This is a genomic window from Fructilactobacillus carniphilus, assembly GCF_024029675.1.
GTDB lineage: Bacteria > Bacillota > Bacilli > Lactobacillales > Lactobacillaceae > Fructilactobacillus > Fructilactobacillus carniphilus.
Genome location: NZ_CP097121.1, coordinates 80454 through 99122, shown reverse-complemented (window position 1 = coordinate 99122; position 18669 = coordinate 80454). Strand labels below are relative to the sequence as shown.

The window sequence follows — 18669 nt, the reverse complement described above, 5'->3', positions numbered from 1 at the left end:
AGTCTATCTCCCCTTATTCATCTAATCGTCCGACTTTGCGTAGGTATGTTCGCACAATGTCAAAGTCACTATCTTTAACTGGAACGTAGCCTTGGTGACTATAGATTTCGTAAATAATCTTGTGTCCCTTTTTCGATTTAGCAATTGTTTGAAAGGCATTGGCAATTTTCTTATCCCACTTGGGACTCATATCCCGGCGCACGGAAATCGTATCGTTCGGGATTGGCTTGGTTTTGTACAAAACCGAAGTATCCTTCATCACGTTCGGATCATCCTTGGCGGCAATCTTACGCGCCCCTTGGAAAACAAAGGCCGCATCGGCGTTGCCGTTGTAAACGGATAAGACCCCTTGATCGGCTCCCTTCACCGTGAAGGTTTTAATCCCGTTTTTGTGGATGTTAATCCCATGTTCCTCTAACTCCACCGCTGGGAAAATGTAGCCCGCCGTCGAAGTCGTATCTTGAATCGCAATCTTCTTTCCCTTCAAGTCGTTGAGGTTCTTGACTTTCCCATTCTTCCGGACCACGATCTCACCTAAATACGTGTTCGTGGGGATGTTAGTCACGGCTTCCGTTGAATCCGGACCGTACTTATACCGGGTGGCCTGCAAAATAGCTTTGACTCCGTAGTTTGCGTGGCCTAAAGCATAAGCAGTGGGCGCTAAAAAGGCCACGTCGGCCGTTTTAGAACCCAAGGCTTCCACCATCGAACTCCCGCTGGTAGAAACTACCACTTTAACGGGAATGTGCAGTTGTTGCTCCAGCATTTTTTCCAGTGGTTTCGCCCGAGCCTCCATCTTACCGGCATTGGAAGATGGATTAAATTCCACCACGAGCTTCTTGGGTTGGTAATTTTCAGCGTTTGAGTGTTTCTTACAACCACTCAGTCCACCTCCGACCATTAGCAGGACCAACGCCAATAATCCGAACTTTAATACCCTGTTGACCTTCATTACGCTCCTCCTCAAGTTAATAATGAACTCATTTTAGCACAATTTCACCGACAAAGGCAATACAAAATTCGATAACGTTCGTTTTTTACCGAACATTAGAGAATAACTTACTTTTTCATAGCCACAAAATAGCGATAATCCCGAATTTTCGGTAAACAAAAAGAGCGCCGTTCCGACGCTCTCCTGCTTAAAAGAGTTGTTGTTTGGTAATTTTCTTCATGCCGTGCATGTATGGTTGCAAGGCGTCCGGAATTGTCACCGAACCATCTTCGTTTTGGTAGTTTTCCAAAATGGCAGCAACTGTCCGGCCCACGGCTAATCCCGAACCATTCAGAGTGTGGACGTACTGTAATTTCCCGTTTTCATCCCGGTACTGAATGTGAGCCCGGCGAGCTTGGAAATCAGTGGTATTCGAACAACTAGAAATTTCTCGATAACGGTTTTGCGCTGGCATCCAAACTTCCAAATCGTGGGTCATGGCGGCCGTAAAGCTCATGTCACTCGAAGTTAACGTAATGACGTGGTAGGGCAAGCCCAATTTTTGCAGAGAACTTTCTGCTTGGTGCGTAATGTTTTCCAGGGCATCCCAGGACTCTTCAGGTTTCGTGAATTGCACCATCTCGACCTTGTTAAACTGATGCAACCGGATTAATCCCTTGGTATCCCGCCCGGCACTTCCAGCTTCGGAACGAAAGGCCGGGGTTAAAGCCGTAAACTTCACTGGTAGTTTGTCTGCGGGAATCACTTCATCACGATAGAAGTTCACTAAGGGAACTTCGGCCGTCGGAATCATGGTTAAATCACTATCAGCGATTTCAAAGCCGGCCTTGGTTTCCAAGAACTTCGGAAATTGTCCGGTCCCGTACATCGAATCCGAGTTTACCATGTATGGTGGTAAGACTTCCGTGTAGCCGGCCTTATCGTTTTCATCCAGGTAAAAGTTATAAACGGCTCGTTCTAGCATGGCTCCGGCCCCAAGGTAGTAAACAAACCGGCTCCCCGCTACCTTGGCACTGCGTTGAAAGTCCAAAATATCGAGATTTTCTCCGATTTCCCAGTGAGCCTTGGGCGTAAAGTCAAATTGACGGGGGTTTCCAACTTTACGTAATTCGACGGCCCCCTCCTCAGTTAAGCTAACTGGCACCTGGTCGTTCGGAATGTTGGGTAAGTGGGCCGCTACATCATGTTGTTCGGCTTCTACCTTTTCCAAGTCCTGGTCCAACTGTTTGATTTCAGCACCGACTTCCCGCATCCGTTTGATGGGAGCTTCGGCATTCTCTTTGTTGCGTTTTAATTGCGAAATTTGGTCCGAAACCTCATTCCGTTCGGCCTTTAACTGTTCGGTTTGCACAATTAAATCCCGTCGGTGTTGGTCTAATTCCAATAATTGGTCAATCGTTTCTGGACTTACGCCCCGGGTAGCCAGTTTTTCCTTAATCCAATCTGGTTTTTGCCGAATTAACTTAATGTCTAACATCGCTAGTAACCTCCTCGTGTTCGTTGCTATTTTTACGTATGAAAAAAGACCCCGCCCCACAATTGGGACGAAGGTCTTTATTCGCGGTACCACCCAAGTTCCTGACTGACTCTAGTCAGGCCCTCAACTTGATTGGTAACGGAATCACCGTGCAGGATTAACTGCCCTTAAAACGTAGCGGAAAATTCGAACGATGACTTTCACCAACCGTCATCTCTCTACGGTTCTACTAAAACTACGCCATTAGTTTTCGTTTTCTTTATTATACAATACTTACCCCAAAATTTGGGCAATTTTTTGATCAACCAAACGAAAAATTTGCTCCCGCGCTTGCTGATTTTCCACAAATTCCAGTTGATCACCGTCAATTTCTAGCTTGGGCGACAGGTCATACTGAGCAAACCACTGATCGTAACGCCGGTTAAGCTCCCGGTAGTAATCATACAGACTCGCATCGTGCTCAATCTGTTCATAACTCCGACCCCGTTTTTTAATCCGAGCTAACATGATTTCAAAGGAAACGTGCAGGTAGATTAAAAGGTCGGGAATCTTTTGGTAATCATCGGGAGATACTGGATCCAACATGTTGGCTAGTAACGAGTCGTACGTTTCTACTTCCGTCTTGGTAGAACGTCCCAGATCCGCATTCAAATGGAACAACAATGAGTCTTCAAATAAGGACCGGTCCATCACACTGTACCGGTTGTCTTTAGCCTCCTTAATTGCATCCAGTCGTTTGTTTAAAAAGTAGATCTGCAGCAAAAAGGCGTACTTTTGCGGATTCTGATAAAACAACGGCAGAATCTCGTTATCATCCACTGATTCATAAAAAGCGGGTGCGTTCCAATGTTCCGCCAACAGCGTGGTTAACGACGTCTTGCCCGCTCCAATTGGTCCCGATAAAACAATCATGGTGCATCCTCCATTGACACTGATTTACAAAGCACCTTCCATTGTAGCATTAATCCTGGTCCTTGTTTTCCTGACTTAAGTCCGCCGGAGCAACGTCAACCTGGTCCAATGGAATCAAATGCGTATGCTTAACCAGTTTGTAACCAATGTAGAGCGCCAAAACCAGCGGCACACTGATGTAGGTCACCGCAATCTGGAACCATTGACCGTGAACAAAGGCGCCCACGTCTTGACCAAAGATTACCACGATACACAAAATCAAACAGAGAACCGGTCCAAATGGGAACCAGGTCGCGTGATACTTCAGTTCATCGAGATGGTGTCCCTGGGCAATAAAGGCCCGCCGGAAGCGGTAGTGGGAAAGCGCAATCCCGAACCAGGCAATGAACCCCGTTAATCCGGAAGCCGCCACTAACCACAGATAAATCTGCGGACCCATGAAACTAGTTAAGAAAGTTAATAGCGCCACAGCGGTCGTAGCTAACAAGGCTAGGAAAGGAATTCCGCGTTTGGAAACCTTGCCAAACATTTTCGGGGCGTAACCCTCATCCGCCATGGAATAGAGCATTCGGGTCGAAGCATACATTCCGGAGTTCGCCGACGAAATCACGGAGGTTAAAATAACCGCGTTCATAACACTGGCCGCCGCCGCTAATCCAGCCCGTTCAAACACAATTGTAAAGGGACTGATTGAAACGTCACTCGCCGATGAACCTAGCAGGTCCGGACTCGTATACGGAATCACCGCCGCAATTACAAAAATGGCGAGGAAGTAAAAGAGAATAATCCGCCAGAACACTTCGTGAATGGCCTTGGGCACACTCTTGCGTGGATCATCAGCTTCTCCGGCCGTAATCCCCACTAGTTCAGTTCCCTGAAACGAGAACCCGGCAACCACAAACACGCTGATGATTCCCGGAATTCCGTTCACAAACGGTGCGTTCTTATAGGTAAAGTTGCTCAACCCGGTGGCGTGACCACCCATAATCCCAAAGATGGTTAAGAAGCCCACGATGAGGAAGATGATGATGGTAATCACCTTGATTAACGACATCCAAAACTCGGTTTCTCCAAAGGCCGACACGGCTAACGCGTTAATCACAAAGATTAGCGTTAACGCAATCGCACTCCAAATCCAGGCCGGGAAATGTGGGAACCAAAACGCCATGACTAACGAAACGGTCGAAACGTCGACCGCCACGGTAATCGCCCAGTTAAACCAGTAGTTCCAGCCCATCGCAAATCCCAATGCGGGATCCACGTACTTGGCCGCGTAGGTCGAAAACGACCCAGAAACCGGCAAGTTCGTGGCCATTTCTCCCAAACTAGTCATCAAGAAGTACACCATGATCCCCATTAAAATGTAGGCGACCAGGGCGCCTCCCGGACCAGCCTTACTGATGGCTCCTCCACTGGCAACAAACAAACCAGTTCCGATACAACCACCGAGGGCAATCATCGACACGTGCCGGGACTTTAAGCCCCGCTTCACGTGCTGAGTTACCTTTTCTTCTGCCATTCTTTTTCCTCCTCTTATATGTCGGATCCCATAGTTTGCAACTAAAAAGGGACCCTTCCTAATCCAGAAGAGTCCCCACTTTGATATTCGGGTTAGTCCGTTAAAGCGCTCCGCATCAAGTGCGACAGTCCTTGATTTCTTCAACCAAGGCCCAACCAACCCGGTTCCACCCGGCTAGTTTCGGCAACGTTCCCTTTCCAACTATTTCTTCGGAGTGGTCCCCTCCCTAGCTGTACTAATGAAAATTGCTCCTCTTCTTAGATTCTAAGTTATTTAATTCTTCCCCAGTATATGGGTTTCTGCATGGAATTGCAAATCGGCTGAAACTCCACCCCGGATCTGGCTCTGTTATACTAAGGTAAAATTACTAAAGGAGTGTTTCTGATGACCACCAAGCAGGCTTTACTGATTATTGACTATACCAACGATTTTGTTGCGGATGACGGAGCATTAACCCTGGGCAAACCGGCGCAAGTGGCTGAACCCGCCATTATCGACCTTGCCAACCAGTTCGTTGAACGAGGCGACATCGTCATCCTCCCCACTGATTTACACCAACAAGACGATCCTTACCATCCAGAAACTAAGCTCTTTCCCCCTCACAACCTTAAAGATACTTGGGGACGGGAATTTTACGGGCGGCTCCAACCCTGGTACAACGAAAACCAATCCAACCCCAACGTGTGGGAAATGGACAAAACCCGGTACAGTTCCTTTGCTGGGACCGACTTAGACTTGCAGCTGCGGGCCCGTGGCATCACCGAACTTCATTTAACCGGAGTTGCTAGTGACATCTGCCTGCTACACACTGCGGTCAGCGCCTACAACCTGGGTTACCAGCTGGTAATCCATCCTAAAGCAACCGCCGGCTTTTCGCCTGAAAACCAGGAATTCGCCCTACAGCACTTTCAAAATGCCCTCGGAGCTCGCATTGCAGATTAACTAAAATCAAACGTTCTTCTGGTTTAATGCGGAAGAGAGTTTTTTGCTTGATTTATTTAGATTCACGGTGCCAGCCGACCCATAAACTTAGCAATGCAACCGCTAGTAGAAACATCCCCAAATAACTAACCACATTCACCAGCTCCATTTTCGTAGTTAAGAGGCTTACTAGCGCAGACCCCACCGTCAAGATGACCGATTCAGAGAAAGTGGCTAACGAAAAAGCCGAAGCCCGGGTTTGTTCATAGGTCAACGTTTGCATCTGGTTTTCAAACAGCAAATGCCACATTTCAAAAACGATGTTAATGACGACCAAGCCAATCACAATAATAACGTGATTATGCAGTAAGAAAGCCGCAAAAAGTCCCAAACTAAGGATTTGCAACCCCATAATTAACGTGGGAGCGGAAATGAAACGCGTTAATCGTTCCACCACTAGCACCAAACCGGCAGCCACCACCGCTAACAACCCAAAGAGCACGGAAATCATCTGCGTGGAAAAATGCAGTTCTTGCAGAATTAAGGGACCGTATTGGTAGCTTAACGTCACGGCGGCCGCAGAACAACTCATGGCCACCACCAAGAAGCGAAATCTGCGTTCGTGAACTAAAAAAGCGGCAAAATTGTGCAGCACGCTTTTAAACGTAGGCGCTGAACTTTCTTGCAGCGCTTGCCCATCAATTCCCAAAACTAAGAATCCAGAAAGAACTCGAACTTCGATTGACAGTCCAAATAAGAGTGACCACGAATAACTCGCAATAATTCCTCCCGCTGCATTTCCGAGGGCCATTGCCAAAATGCCAACAAAGTTAAAGTAACCTAGAGCTTTTAAATACTGAGGTTGCTCTTCCTTTGCCACCGTTTCATACACCAAGGAAACGTCGGTTCCAGAAATTAACGCCAGTCCTAACGCAAACAAAATCATGCCCAGATAAATTAACCAGTGAATGGAAGGAAAAAAATACGTCGTGAGGTACAAAATACAGACCGTTTCTCCCATCAGCAAAGCCGCTTTATGCCCAATTCGATCTGAAATGACCCCCGCCGGAAACTCAAATGCGGCCTGTGCAATGGTAAAAAGTCCCTCTAGAAAAGCAATTTCGGCTACGGACCAACCCTGCTCCTTGAGATAGATCATCCAGACAATTACTTCTAACATGACGTTTGAAAAGCCGTTGTACAGTAATAATTTTTTCATGTCCCACTCCTAGGTTTTCGAAGTTCGTCTGCATTTAATTGATTCGTTTAAACAAAAGTAATTATCATATTATAAGTGAATAAACAGCGTTTGCCAAACTAAATCAAAACATTATTAATTTTATAAGCATTAATTTCCAAATTTAACCAAACAACCAGGAAAACTCATTTTAAAAAAGGCGCTTTCTAAGTTAGAAAGCGCCTTTTTATTCAACTTGTCTCACTCAGCTTGATCTCGTTGTTGCAACTTCGAATGCCACACCCCATAGGCAAAGTACACGATTAGTCCAATCACAATCCACAATCCAACCGCCAGCTTGGTTGCATTCGGCAGCATGATGATGAAGTAGATACTACACAATCCGGCCAGAATTGGAAGGACTGGGTACCACGGCATCTTAAACCCATCGTTCGGGATGTCCTTGCGCTTTCGCAGCGGAATAATGCCAAAGGAAATGCAGGCAAAGGCCAGCAACGTTCCGGCGTTAATTAGTGAAGCCAGTTGTTCCAGTGGTACCACTCCGGCAAAGAAGGCTTGCACAATCAGGGCAATTAGCACGGCGTTCTTAGGCACGTTCGTCTTTTTATCTACCTGGCCCATTTTCTTGGAAAGCAAACCGTCACGACCCAGCGCATAGACCAACCGGGAACCCCCAAAGAACATCGTTACCATGGCGGTAAAAATGCCAAACAGTGCTCCAATTGTAATCAACTTGTTCCAGCCGTCGAGGTGGACAACGTGCAGGGCGTAGGCAGCCGGATCATCAACGTTTAGTTGCGTGTAGTGTACCATTCCAACCAAGACCAACGAAAAGGCCACGTACAGGACCACCGCAATTAACACGGTCCCCAAAATCCCGCGGACCACGTTGCGTTTCGGGTTAATCGTTTCCGCTGAGTTGGCAGCCAACGCGTCAAACCCAATGAAGGCAAAGAACACGGTGGCTGCCGCGGTTGAAATTCCTCCGAGTCCGAAGGGAGCACCGTGAAATTGTTTCGGATAAAACGGCACGTAGTTACTGGACTTAATGTAAAAGACGCCAAGACCAATAAAGACAATGATAATGGCCACTTTTACCACCACGGCGGTGTTTTCCACCTTCTTCGAGAGATCCGCCCCCTTGGCGATGATTAAGGCAATCACCAAAATAATCAGGACAGCCGTCACGTTCACCACTCCTCCTTCGAGCGGACCAGCCTGCAATGCAGCAGGTAATTTCACCCCAAGGGGAGCCAACAAGTTGTTGTTAAAGTAGGCGGCAAACCCGGTTGCTTCGGCAGAAACCGCCAAGAAGTACTCCAAGATTAGCGCCCACCCGATAATCCAGCCGACAATTTCACCGTAGACCACCGTTCCAAACGAGTAGGCCGACCCCGCAATCGGCATGGCGGAGGAAAATTCGGCATATGCCATGCCCACGACCCCCGACAGTAAAGCTGCCAGTAAGAAAGCAATTGCAACCGCCGGCCCGGCGTGTTGCGCCGCTTCGTGACCCGGCAAAATAAAGATTCCAGTTCCAATCACCGCTCCAATTCCTAGTGCGACCAAGTCCCATGCCCCAAGCGTCCGCTTTAACCGCGCGTCGGCCTTCATGTAATTAGTAACTGATTCTTGTTTAAAAATTCGATTCCGCATGGATTTCTCCTTTCATTTCTAATTAAATTTTAATTGATGTTTCTTATCTTAACGGCTAGACTTAGATAAGTACAATTAATCTTTTTGATAGAAACATTAGGAGAACTAATATAATGAATCGCTTTGCCGTCTTACAAAAAATCATCGAAACGGGTAGTTTCACGCGCGCTGCCCACGAGTTGGGCTACACTCAGTCATCCGTTAGTCAAACCGTGGCAAACCTAGAAGCCGAATTTAACGTCCGGCTATTACAACGATCCCGGCGGGGGGTTCGCTTAACGCTCGCGGGGAAAAAACTGTATCCCGAATTCCAACAACTATTACGTCAGTACGAAACAGCCCACACACTGGCTGACCAAATCAACGGTTTAGAAACCGGAACCGTCCGCATTGGAGCCAGTAACAGTACCTCCCGTTACTGGCTCCCGGGCTTAATTAAGGGCTTTGAAGCCCAACATCCCCACGTACATTTCACCCTGTATCAGGGCGATTACGATGAAATCCTCGCAGACGTCAAGCGGGGCAAGGCGGACCTCGGTTTTATCAAGCAGACCCTCACCCAAGGACTATTCACCAGTCCGCTCAAACGCGAGCGACTGGTTGCGGTCATGGCCCCGGATCACCCCCTGGCCAACCAATCAGTGGTCAGCCTCGCCGACCTCAAAGCCCATTCAAACAACATCATCCTAATCCCCGAGGGATTGCACAGTGACGTTAGGTCTGCCTTTGAAAAAATTGGTATCAATCCCGAGATTAAGGATCAGATTCAAGACGATTACACCGTGATGGCAATGGTGGAAGCCGGTTTGGGAGTTAGTCTCGTTTCCGAATTAATGGTTGGTAACTCCGATTTCAACATTAAGACCGCCCCCACGGAACCAGAGATTGTCCAAGATATTGAAATTGCCTACCAAAATCCAACTGGGCTCTCCCTCGCCAGTACCCATTTTCTCAAATACGTCATCTCGCAGCGAGATCAGTTAGCCTAAAAAATCCCCTTAGTTAGCTAAAATCAGCCAACTAAGGGGATTAATTTTAATCATTAGTAATTACTGCGCTGGAACAACTTTGCTTGCGCTAAGCTGGGAGCATTCCAAACGTATAGATATTCTGCAATTTGCAGCCAGAAGTAAGCCAAAGTAACTGCTCCGATCACGTCTGTAAGGAAGTGCGCGTTGAGGTAAACCCGGGAAATCATGACCATAATTAACCAAATTACCAAGATAGTGCGCACAATCCACATACTATTTTTCTCGTTAATCATAGGCACTAAGATAATCCAGACGACGCTTAAGACCAGCATCGTCCCTAAGACATGCCCACTTGGGAAGCTGTAACCCGTGTCCTTGGCTAAGTGCATGACCGGACGAGCACGACCCACCAAGTTCTTTACGACAAAGCCCAATGCGTCACCCCCAACCAACAAACATAGTGAGAACAGCGCCGGAATTCTTGCCCGGCAGCCCCAAAGAATGAAGGCCAACAGAATCATCCACACTACGTCCATTTTCGGACTGGCAATGAAACTCACGATTGTGAAGAAACTCGTCCAAAAGTTCGAGTTCCATTGTTGGGCTATTCCCACTCCAATCATATCTAAAAAGTTAATGAAGCCCCAGTTAAACTTGATTGCAAGTACTAAAATCAGGGTAATTAACCCTGAAATAATCAGTTTATAGTGACGACTTGGATCTCTTTTAATCATCATTTTTCTTTTTCCCTCCGCATTAATTCAGTAGTGCTAGTATAGCATACTCGACGGAATAACCTCGAATGGAACCAGAGAATTCTGCGTTAGAGTACTTTTTGCGTTACAATAACCTATATTTAGGCTAAAGGAGAATAACCATGTTCAATAGTATTGTGATTATGCTGGGCGTCGGCGTCTTAGTCGGCATCCTCGGCGCCATCTTAGGAATCGGAGGCGGAATGATTATCACTCCAGTTCTGACCCTCGGAATGGGACTAGATATCAAGTATGCAATTGGAGCCAGTCTAATCGCGGTGATTGCCACCAGTTCAGGTGCTACGATTGCATATCTGCGCGATAACGTCTTAAACCTCCGAGTGGCCATGTTTTTGGAAATTGCGACGTCAGTTGGGGCCATCGTTGGTGCTCTCTTAACTGGAGTGCTGAACCCCATCTTCCTCTACATTTTGTTCGGTTTCCTGTTGTTCTTTTCTGGAGCCAACATGGTTCGTAAACTCTGGGGGAAAAATAGTGATCAAATTACCCATACCGATGACAAGCTTGCCAAGGACCTCCGGCTCAGCGGTTCGTACTACGACAAAAATCTCCACAAGGAAATTGACTACGGTGTGACGAACGTACCGACTGGTTTTGGAATTATGTTTGGAGCTGGCGTAGCCAGTGGGTTGCTAGGTATTGGTTCGGGGGCTTTTAAAGTCATCGCCATGGATACCTTTATGAAGATGCCACTCAAACCATCCAGTTCAACTAGTAACCTGATGATGGGAGTCACGGCCGCTGCTAGTGCCACCATTTACTTCTTTAACGGTTCGATTCTGCCCCAGATTGCGGTACCACTCGCCCTCGGCATCATCGTTGGCGCCGCCATTGGTTCCCGGGTCATGCAGATTATGCCGACCCGCTTGATGCGGATTATTTTCATTCCAATTCTCTTGTACCTCGGATTACAAATGATTTTAAAAGGATTTGGGGTGACCATCTAATGAAAACCAGTAAACCTGCTACCAACGAAATACAAGCCGTCGAACAAACCATCGGCAAAATCCTCCGTTGGGGAGTAATTGTGGCCGCGACCATTATGATTTTGGGTCTCTTGCTCTACCTGATGAACGGCAGCTTGGGCGTCGCCACTCATTACCACGTCAAGAACTTCTCCGAGTTATTGCAAGGACTGCTGACCGGGAAACCGTACGCCGTGATGATGACCGGAATTTTTGCCCTCATCCTCACGCCGGTGCTCCGGGTGGTTGTTTCGATCTATTCGTTTTACCGCGAACACGATTCGTTGTACGTTGTGATTACCAGCCTGGTGCTCATAATTCTAATGGCTAGTTTCTGGCTTGGCATCGAATTTCACCTTTAAAAATAAAATAACAATTAAAAAAGCTGAACCACTCACATGTGGTCCAGCTTTCTTAGTATCTGCCGTCTGGTGTAATAAAACAGTTGAATAAATAATTCAGAGAGCAAAAAGCCCATTGCAATCGAACCCGCAATCATCACGACCTGAGTTAAATAGTAAAAGGCCATGTGTGGCTGATTCATCGCGACGTATTTCATAACCTGATAAGCCTGACCACCAGGAACTAGTGGCACTAACGCGGGGGTATTGAACACAATCACCGGCATTTTTTTATACCGGGCGGCCATCATACCGAAAATTCCGATGGAAAAGGCCCCGAAAACGTTCCCCCCCACGTAACCACCAACAAAGGTGGAATAAGCTAGATAAACAAGGTACCCGGCTACCGCAACGACCCCGCCAAGGTTAAGTGCCCGGGGTGAAACGTTGATTAACAAAGCAAAGCCAATGGTGGCACTGTAAACGCCCACGATTACAATGAAAAAATGGAGCATTTTAATTCACCTACCCTAACCAAATTAGTGCTAGCGACACGCCAAACCCGAGAGCACAAGCACAAATAAAGGCTTCAATTCCTCTAGCTGGTCCACTAATTAAGTTTCCAGAAATCAGATCCCGCACGGCATTCGTAATCGGCACCCCAGGAACCAGTGGCATGACAGCTCCAATGATGATATTATCAACGCTTTGACCCAAACCAATCTTCACCGCATAAATGGCCATCGCGCCAATTGACATCGCAGCTACAAACTCACTAATGAAACTCGCATGCACCCGGATACTAACCTCACGAAAGATGAGCCAGCCAAACATTCCCACCAAACTGGTAATGAAAAAATCAGGAATGTCATTGTTAAAGACCACGGTGATGGCCCCAGAGAGCACCGATGCTGCAACCATCAATAGCCAAAACGGATAGTATAATCCGATATGTTCCACCTTCAATAACAAGCGGTAAAACTGGTTAATGGTTAGCTTTTTTTCTGCAAATCGGCGGGACAGCTTATTGACGGCCGCAATTCGGCGCAGGTCAAAGTCCCGCTTTTCAATTTCTTTAATTTGGGCGCCTGCTTCGTCGTTCGCAGAAATCATGAGCCCCGTGATGGTAACGTAGGCGTTTAAGTCCTTTAATCCCGCGTTGTCAGCAATTCGTTTAATCGTATCAGATACCCGATTTAGTTCGGAGCCATTTTCGATTAAAATTTTTCCGGCTAACAAACAGGTTTGGACTACTTTATTACTGTAGGCCTGCTTTTTTTTCGAAACATGTTCATGCTTGCCCACCACAGTCACCACCTTTACTCGCGTCGATTTCCTTCCCTGCCTACTCTACTATATTTGTCCAAATTTTAAAACTAGCAATTAAAATGATTTTACGGATTTCCTGGTTATCGTTATAATAAAGAACGATACTACGCGCGGATAGCACAGGAGGATTAGCATGAGCGATAATTTATCATTTTCCGAATTAAGTGACACGGCGAAGGCCAAGGCCCTCAATGACTTTGTTCCCTTTTACTTTACCTTACTAACCAACGAAGAACTAGATGTAATGGCTTCCTTTGACTTTAATCATGTCATTGCTGACATTAACCGGACCATCATGGACGTTAGCAACCAGGTTCCTGAAGAGATTTGTGCCTTTTCTGCTGACTTCAACCGCAATGATTACCACAAACTCCTCAGTCAATTACCCCAAACCTTCTTTGACAACGGGAACCCGACCACGGATTGGCGCGAATGGTACGTGGAAGAAACCAACAAGCTTGATCCATTTGCCACGCTGTAAGCTACCAAAACAAAAAGCAATCTCGATTTGAGATTGCTTTTTGTTTTGGTCAATTTTAAACGGTTGCTTGAACGATTTTGAGATTACCTGTGAGTTGGGCGACCGGAAAGCCCACCGGCAACACAAACGTCTGCCCGATGTGAATTGGGTAAACTCGATCCCCCACGGTTAAATCACCCTGTCCAGCAATAACTACGTTAATCGACCACTGGGTTTGCGGTTGCAGTTCCACTTGCGGGTCACTATCCAGTTCGGCCACCTGAAAGTACTGAGACCGTAAGATTTCCGTTCGTCCCGGTTGCTGCGGATCAACCCGTGCTTCTGTAACCGTTGCCTCCAGTGCTTGCACCGGAAAGTGAGTAGCTGCCAGTGCTTCCTCAATTTGTAACGGCCGTTTTTGTCCGGTTTGTTTGTCGACCCGGTCAAAGTCATAAAAACGGAGCGTGTTATCAGAACTTTGTTCCACTTCAAGCGCCACGATTCCCGCTCCTAGAGCGTGCAAAGTTCCCCCCGGAACGTAAATGATTTCTCCGGGATGAACCGGACGAGTAATCAAGTAATCGTCCAAGCGGTGTTCTACAATTGCTCGTTCTAACTCTGCCTGAGTTTGCGCCCGATGCCCATAATAAGCCCGCGCCCCTGGTTGCACGTCTAAAATGTACCAGCATTCCGTCTTCCCGTTGGGTTCATGAAATAAGGTACGAGCCGTTTGGTCGTCGGGGTGCACTTGAATCGACAGGTTCTCATGAGCGTCCAGTAATTTAACCAGCAACGGAAATTCGACCCCTGCTGGATGAGCAAACAACTCCGGATGCTCGTTCCACACTGTTTGCAGCGTCTGCCCGGCACAAGGTCCAGTTGCCACTTTGGACTGAAATTGACCATATGTAGAAGCCGCCCAGGATTCTCCCATCCCCTTCGTCTGTAACTCTGGATAATATTTATGTAAAGCATCGCCGCCCCAAATCTTTGGTTGTAAAACCGGGGTTAAAAATAACGGTTGTGCTTGCAACGTTTCACTTGTTTCCATCTACTAAAACCTACTTTCTTTTTTCCGTACATTTCAGCATAACATGAAAGCGATTACACCAACGTTAAATTCCGGTTACAAAAAAAGCCAACTCCGTCAGAGTCAGCTGTTTAAATGTCATAATCACGATCGTAAAAGAAGGATTCATCCTCTCCATGGGTGGTTTCTGGTTGAATCGTCACGTGATCAACGTGGTATTTAGTTTTTAACATCTGGTTAATCCGCGCGTAAATCGCCTGTACCTCATCCAGGTCCATGTTATTCATGTTGACGTGAGCCGAAAACACAATGCTATTTTCGTCCACCATCAGAGCGTGCACGTGGTGGACTTTTTTAACGCCGTCAAGCGCCAGCAGATCTCGGTTAATTCCCGCGTAATCTAGCTGGGGCGCACATTCCATTAGAATCTGCACCGTCTTTTTAATCACCGGCCAACTTTCATAGATGATATACACGGCCACTAAAATCGTAATAAGTGGATCAATCCAGTACCAACCGGTCACCATGATGACCAAGCCCCCGATAATAATGCCGACAGATGCCAAGGCGTCACTCAACAAGTGGAGGTAGGTTGCCTTCAAGTTTAGGTTGTGCTGGGCACCCCGGTTCAATAACACGGTTGAAAGTAGGTTAGCGGCAGCACTAATCACCGCTACCCAAATCATCACCCCACTGGCAATTTTTTCCGGGTGGAAGAGGCGGCTCCCCGCTTCAACCAACAGGAGCACTGACAAAATTACCAAAAACAACGAATTAAACAGGGCCGAGAGGATTTCGGCCCGCTTAAACCCGTAGGTATTAACCCGGGTTTGCTTGCGCTTACTTAGAACATGAGCTCCGTAACTAAAGATAATCGAAAGTGAATCGCCCAAGTTGTGGGCCGCATCCGATAGTAGCGATAAACTCCCAGACAGTAATCCACCCAAAAATTCCAACATGGTAATCGTCGCGTTTAGCAACGTCACCGCCAAAAAACGGCGCCCCGTTAGTTGTTCTTCGTGTTCGTGCATCAAAAGTCTCCTTCATCATTCGACTTCAGTTGATTCCAATGGTTAATTTTTAAGTTGATTGGTTAAATAAATTTCCCGTCGTATTCACTGGTGGGCATGGTCTTAAAATCATATTGCGCCACTGCTTCCGGGGTCTTCAAGTAAGCATGTAGACTTTCGCCAATCATCAGGTTCACCGTGCCGGTCTTTTCGTGAAAGACCACGACGGGCGTCCCCTTTTGGACGGCATACCCAATTTCGAAAGCCGTTCCACTATCCACGTGTTCCCCTTCAAAATCAATGATAGCAACGACGGCCTCTGCCGCGTCAATGTTGGACACGTCAATGTGGTAAATATCCGTGGCCCACGGTTTCGTGTACGGTTCGTTGTCCGTTTCCTGGTTTTTACGGGGCGAAAAGAAATCCTTTACCGTCGGATTTTGCGTTAATGCGGCCTCAATCTTTTCAATCCGGGCTACTTGTTCGTCACTAAAAAAGGGACTTGCTAAATAAATTTGTGCCATCTGTCTCGCTCCTTTGCGTCTTTAAGCTTGGACCATCCGCCAATCACCTTCGTTGGCCTTTGAAATCTGATTTAAGAAATGGAGGACATTTTCGGCCCGGTCATGATCATGCTCCTTTAGTTTATTTAACCCGAGCCCCGTGTTCATCGGTTGACTAAGGGCAAATTCCCCCTCTTCATCTTCCGAACCAGTCGCAAACGCCATCACGGTTTCTCCGGTCTCAATCTTGGTCACGATGAAAAATAACGAAAATTCATCGTCATCCTGCATGTACACCGGCATCGCCCAGATGTCTGGGGCAATTTCCGTCATTTCATACTCCATGAACTTGTAATCTTTGTGGTTCTTTTGGGTAACCGGGGTCTTAAGCGTAAACATTAGGTTGGCAAATGCTGCTCCCCCGAGCTTGATTCCATCTTCCACGGTCAGTCCTCCTTTATTCTCATTCATATTTTAGCATATCAGCTGGCAACGGCGCGTGAAATTCAAACAGTCGCTGACTAAAGGGGTCAACGAAGGTCAGTTGAATCGCATGTAATGCCTGCCGCGTAATCCCTTGGTCTAAAGGTCCGCCGTAGAGTTGATCCCCGAGTAAGGGATGTCCCAGGTGGGTAAAGTGAACCCGAATTTGGTGCGTCCGACCGGTATGAAGCTGCACTCGGACCCGAGTAGCTTCCGGAAATTCCCGTTCCACCCAGTATTCCGTTTGGGCGCTTTGGCCCGCCGGGATTACCTGCCGGGCAATCTCCGTTCCAACCCGGCCAATCGGCAGGTCGATTAGGCCGTGTTCCTGGTCAAGGTGGCCCGCTACGACTGCCTGGTACTCCTTTTGGAGCTGGTGCTGCGCCAACATTTGGTTGGCTAATCCAGTCGCCATCCGGTGTTTAGCCACCAGTACCACTCCACTGGTAAAGCGGTCGAGTCGAGTAATCACGTGGGGACGTAGGTCGGTCGCCCCCGCTCGTTCGAGGTGTCCCTTAACCCGGTTCACTAAGGTATCAGTTCGGTTACTAGGACCAGGGACGCTGGTGAGACCCGCCGGTTTGTTAATCACCAGCCAGTTATCGTCTTCAAAGAGGATTGCCAGTGGTTTGTTACTAACGGGCACCTCTGAATCGCCGGTTTCTGGAGGAAAAGTCACGGTCAGGGTTTCTCCAGGCGCAATTAAGCGGGTCGGCGCAATCACCGTTCCAGACACGGCAAAACTAGCCGATTGCCGCTTAGTCACCTCATAGAACCGTTTACTTACCCCTGCGTTAGTCAGGATTTTTTTGACGGAGAGGGGCTGCTCCGTTTGATTTTGAAATTGAGCTTGCATGTTCAGCCTCGCTTTTCTTGCAAGTGAAAAAAATTTCCCATCACCAACTGGCCATGGGAAATTAACGTAATTTAATTAACGAAATAGTTTGTGGCGAATGAAGAGTAAGTCATAGATTCCGATGGCACCCATCACGAGCAAGGCAATTCCGGAAACCCAGAAAGCTAACCGTGGGCTATCAGAACTAAAGACTTGGTTAATTCCACCAAGCACAACGGGGGCTAAGAAAATCCCGATGTTACTTCCGATTAAGAGAATCGAAGTCGTGACGTTCAGCGTTCCCTTCGGTGAAATATCCGAAGCCACATTTAGAATGTACGTTACCACCATCGTATCTAGCATGGTAATTAAAAACATTCCTAAAGCAGCTGTAAAGAAACCGTGCGCCATTCCCACGACTAACTGGCTAAGCCCCGTCGCAATCAGGGCCAGTGGCAACATAAATTTCCGGAAAGTGGTCAGCGCATTTCCAAATAGGATTCCTCCCATCAAACCAAAGAACGGCGCAATACTAATGACCATCGCTGATTGGGCAATCGTCCCTAAGTTAGCGTGTTCAATAAAGGAGGATAAACGTACCGTAGCACCCACGTACGTGACCTGATAAGCAGCCAAAAGCATCGTCCAAAAGATGACATCCGGATTTAACCGCGGTGAGCGCTTGTCGACCTCCATTTTCGGTTCTTCCTTGGGTTCCGGCACAAAGTAGTAGAAAAGAACCGCAACCGGAAAAGCGATGGCGTACACCAGAAAAGAACTGTGCCAACCATGGTCTACCAACAGGGCTCCGGCAATGTAGGAACAAATAGCGTTCCCTAACATTTCAAACCCACTCCGATAACCCATCAGGCGATCTTTAAGCTTTCCTTCAAAGAAGGTTCCAATTAAACTCACGGCTAAGCCGTTAATTAACCCTAATCCAATTCCAAAACAGAAACGGGACAATAACACCACGTAGTAATTCGTGGCAAATAGCGGAATCATTCCAAAGACTCCACTAATGATTAGACCCACAATCACCGTTCGTTTTGGTTTCATGTACTTGGCCACCCAGTTACTCAAGAGCAGCATAATAATTACCGCTAACGCGGGCATCGTTGCAATAATCTCAATTGCAGAATATGAATGACCTGGAAAGGCCCTCTGCCACTGTGGCACCGCAGCGGACACTGAGAGGGCACTTGCTAGCACCAGAGAAACTGATAACAGGGAAAACCGCATCATGGGTGAATACGTTCCTCGTACCAGATCAGAAAATCTGAAGCGTTTCATTTTTTCCACGCCATTGTTTCTTTTTGCCATGCCGTTTC

At 47.3% G+C, this 18669-nt stretch carries 20 protein-coding genes and 1 riboswitch; of the genes, 5 read left to right on the top strand and 15 right to left on the bottom strand.

The features are described 5' to 3' along the window. Positions 1–13 precede the first annotated feature (13 nt). The 4 genes from M3M37_RS00475 to M3M37_RS00460 all read right to left on the bottom strand — a co-directional run bounded on the left by M3M37_RS00475 (position 14) and on the right by M3M37_RS00460 (position 4860). Positions 14–952 carry a phosphate/phosphite/phosphonate ABC transporter substrate-binding protein gene (locus M3M37_RS00475; RefSeq protein ID WP_252795256.1) on the bottom strand — a complete coding sequence of 313 codons (939 nt, stop codon included), beginning with the start codon at positions 950–952 and terminating at the stop codon, positions 14–16. Positions 953–1139: 187 nt separating this feature from the next. Continuing rightward, complete coding sequence (gene serS / locus M3M37_RS00470) at positions 1140–2429, bottom strand: serine--tRNA ligase (RefSeq protein WP_252795255.1); 1290 nt, start codon at positions 2427–2429, stop codon at positions 1140–1142. Positions 2430–2702: 273 nt separating this feature from the next. Further along, entirely contained in the window at positions 2703–3341 is a 639-nt protein-coding gene (locus M3M37_RS00465) for a deoxynucleoside kinase (protein ID WP_252795254.1), read from the bottom strand. Positions 3342–3390: 49 nt separating this feature from the next. Next, entirely contained in the window at positions 3391–4860 is a 1470-nt protein-coding gene (locus tag M3M37_RS00460; protein ID WP_252795253.1) for an amino acid permease, read from the bottom strand. A 95-nt stretch (positions 4861–4955) separates the two neighbouring features. After that, positions 4956–5124, bottom strand: a riboswitch (Lysine riboswitch). Between the two features lie 120 nt (positions 5125–5244). Here M3M37_RS00460 and M3M37_RS00455 point away from each other — a divergent pair. Further along, positions 5245–5802, top strand: a complete 558-nt coding sequence (locus M3M37_RS00455; RefSeq protein WP_252795252.1) for a cysteine hydrolase family protein — start codon at positions 5245–5247, stop codon at positions 5800–5802. 52 nt (positions 5803–5854) lie between these two features. Here the strand turns inward: M3M37_RS00455 and M3M37_RS00450 are convergent, their stop codons facing one another. Continuing rightward, positions 5855–7000, bottom strand: coding sequence for an MFS transporter (locus M3M37_RS00450; RefSeq protein WP_252795251.1), 1146 nt, complete (start codon positions 6998–7000; stop codon positions 5855–5857). Between the two features lie 219 nt (positions 7001–7219). Beyond that, positions 7220–8635: an APC family permease gene (locus M3M37_RS00445; protein ID WP_252795250.1), complete on the bottom strand. Its 1416-nt coding sequence runs from the start codon at positions 8633–8635 to the stop codon at positions 7220–7222. A gap of 113 nt (positions 8636–8748) precedes the next feature. Between M3M37_RS00445 and M3M37_RS00440 the strand changes: the two genes are divergently transcribed. Next, entirely contained in the window at positions 8749–9624 is an 876-nt protein-coding gene (locus M3M37_RS00440; RefSeq protein ID WP_252795249.1) for a LysR family transcriptional regulator, read from the top strand. Between the two features lie 53 nt (positions 9625–9677). Here the strand turns inward: M3M37_RS00440 and M3M37_RS00435 are convergent, their stop codons facing one another. Beyond that, positions 9678–10343 carry a phosphatase PAP2 family protein gene (locus M3M37_RS00435; protein WP_252795248.1) on the bottom strand — a complete coding sequence of 222 codons (666 nt, stop codon included), beginning with the start codon at positions 10341–10343 and terminating at the stop codon, positions 9678–9680. A 140-nt stretch (positions 10344–10483) separates the two neighbouring features. On the opposite strand from M3M37_RS00435, the gene M3M37_RS00430 reads away from it, so the two are divergent. Both M3M37_RS00430 and M3M37_RS00425 read left to right on the top strand, forming a co-directional pair. Next, a complete protein-coding gene (locus tag M3M37_RS00430) occupies positions 10484–11329 on the top strand; it encodes a sulfite exporter TauE/SafE family protein (protein WP_252795247.1) in 846 nt (281 codons plus the stop codon). Next, positions 11329–11709, top strand: coding sequence for a DUF1634 domain-containing protein (locus M3M37_RS00425; RefSeq protein ID WP_252795246.1), 381 nt, complete (start codon positions 11329–11331; stop codon positions 11707–11709). Before M3M37_RS00430 ends, M3M37_RS00425 begins: the two co-directional genes overlap by 1 nt. A 32-nt stretch (positions 11710–11741) precedes the next feature. On the opposite strand, the gene M3M37_RS00420 is transcribed toward M3M37_RS00425, so the two are convergent. Then, on the bottom strand, positions 11742–12203 hold the full coding sequence (locus tag M3M37_RS00420; RefSeq protein WP_252795245.1) for a threonine/serine exporter family protein: 462 nt from the start codon (positions 12201–12203) through the stop codon (positions 11742–11744). Between the two features lie 10 nt (positions 12204–12213). Beyond that, complete coding sequence (locus M3M37_RS00415) at positions 12214–12993, bottom strand: threonine/serine exporter family protein (protein ID WP_252795244.1); 780 nt, start codon at positions 12991–12993, stop codon at positions 12214–12216. A 157-nt stretch (positions 12994–13150) separates the two neighbouring features. Here M3M37_RS00415 and M3M37_RS00410 point away from each other — a divergent pair, with 157 nt between their 5' ends. Further along, entirely contained in the window at positions 13151–13498 is a 348-nt protein-coding gene (locus tag M3M37_RS00410; protein WP_252795243.1) for a hypothetical protein, read from the top strand. A 55-nt stretch (positions 13499–13553) separates the two neighbouring features. Here the strand turns inward: M3M37_RS00410 and M3M37_RS00405 are convergent, their stop codons facing one another. The 6 genes from M3M37_RS00405 to M3M37_RS00380 form a co-directional block, all read right to left on the bottom strand. Then, a complete protein-coding gene (locus tag M3M37_RS00405; RefSeq protein WP_252795242.1) occupies positions 13554–14528 on the bottom strand; it encodes a type I phosphomannose isomerase catalytic subunit in 975 nt (324 codons plus the stop codon). A 110-nt stretch (positions 14529–14638) separates the two neighbouring features. Beyond that, positions 14639–15538 (bottom strand): cation diffusion facilitator family transporter, encoded by a 900-nt coding sequence (locus M3M37_RS00400; RefSeq protein WP_252795241.1) that lies wholly within the window; start codon positions 15536–15538, stop codon positions 14639–14641. A 62-nt stretch (positions 15539–15600) separates the two neighbouring features. Further along, positions 15601–16041, bottom strand: coding sequence for a nucleoside 2-deoxyribosyltransferase (locus tag M3M37_RS00395; RefSeq protein WP_252795240.1), 441 nt, complete (start codon positions 16039–16041; stop codon positions 15601–15603). Positions 16042–16062: 21 nt separating this feature from the next. Next, entirely contained in the window at positions 16063–16464 is a 402-nt protein-coding gene (locus M3M37_RS00390) for a hypothetical protein (RefSeq protein ID WP_252795239.1), read from the bottom strand. 19 nt (positions 16465–16483) lie between these two features. After that, positions 16484–17359, bottom strand: coding sequence for an RluA family pseudouridine synthase (locus tag M3M37_RS00385; RefSeq protein WP_252795238.1), 876 nt, complete (start codon positions 17357–17359; stop codon positions 16484–16486). Between the two features lie 75 nt (positions 17360–17434). Beyond that, positions 17435–18661 carry an MFS transporter gene (locus M3M37_RS00380; protein WP_252795237.1) on the bottom strand — a complete coding sequence of 409 codons (1227 nt, stop codon included), beginning with the start codon at positions 18659–18661 and terminating at the stop codon, positions 17435–17437. Positions 18662–18669: the final 8 nt, after the last annotated feature.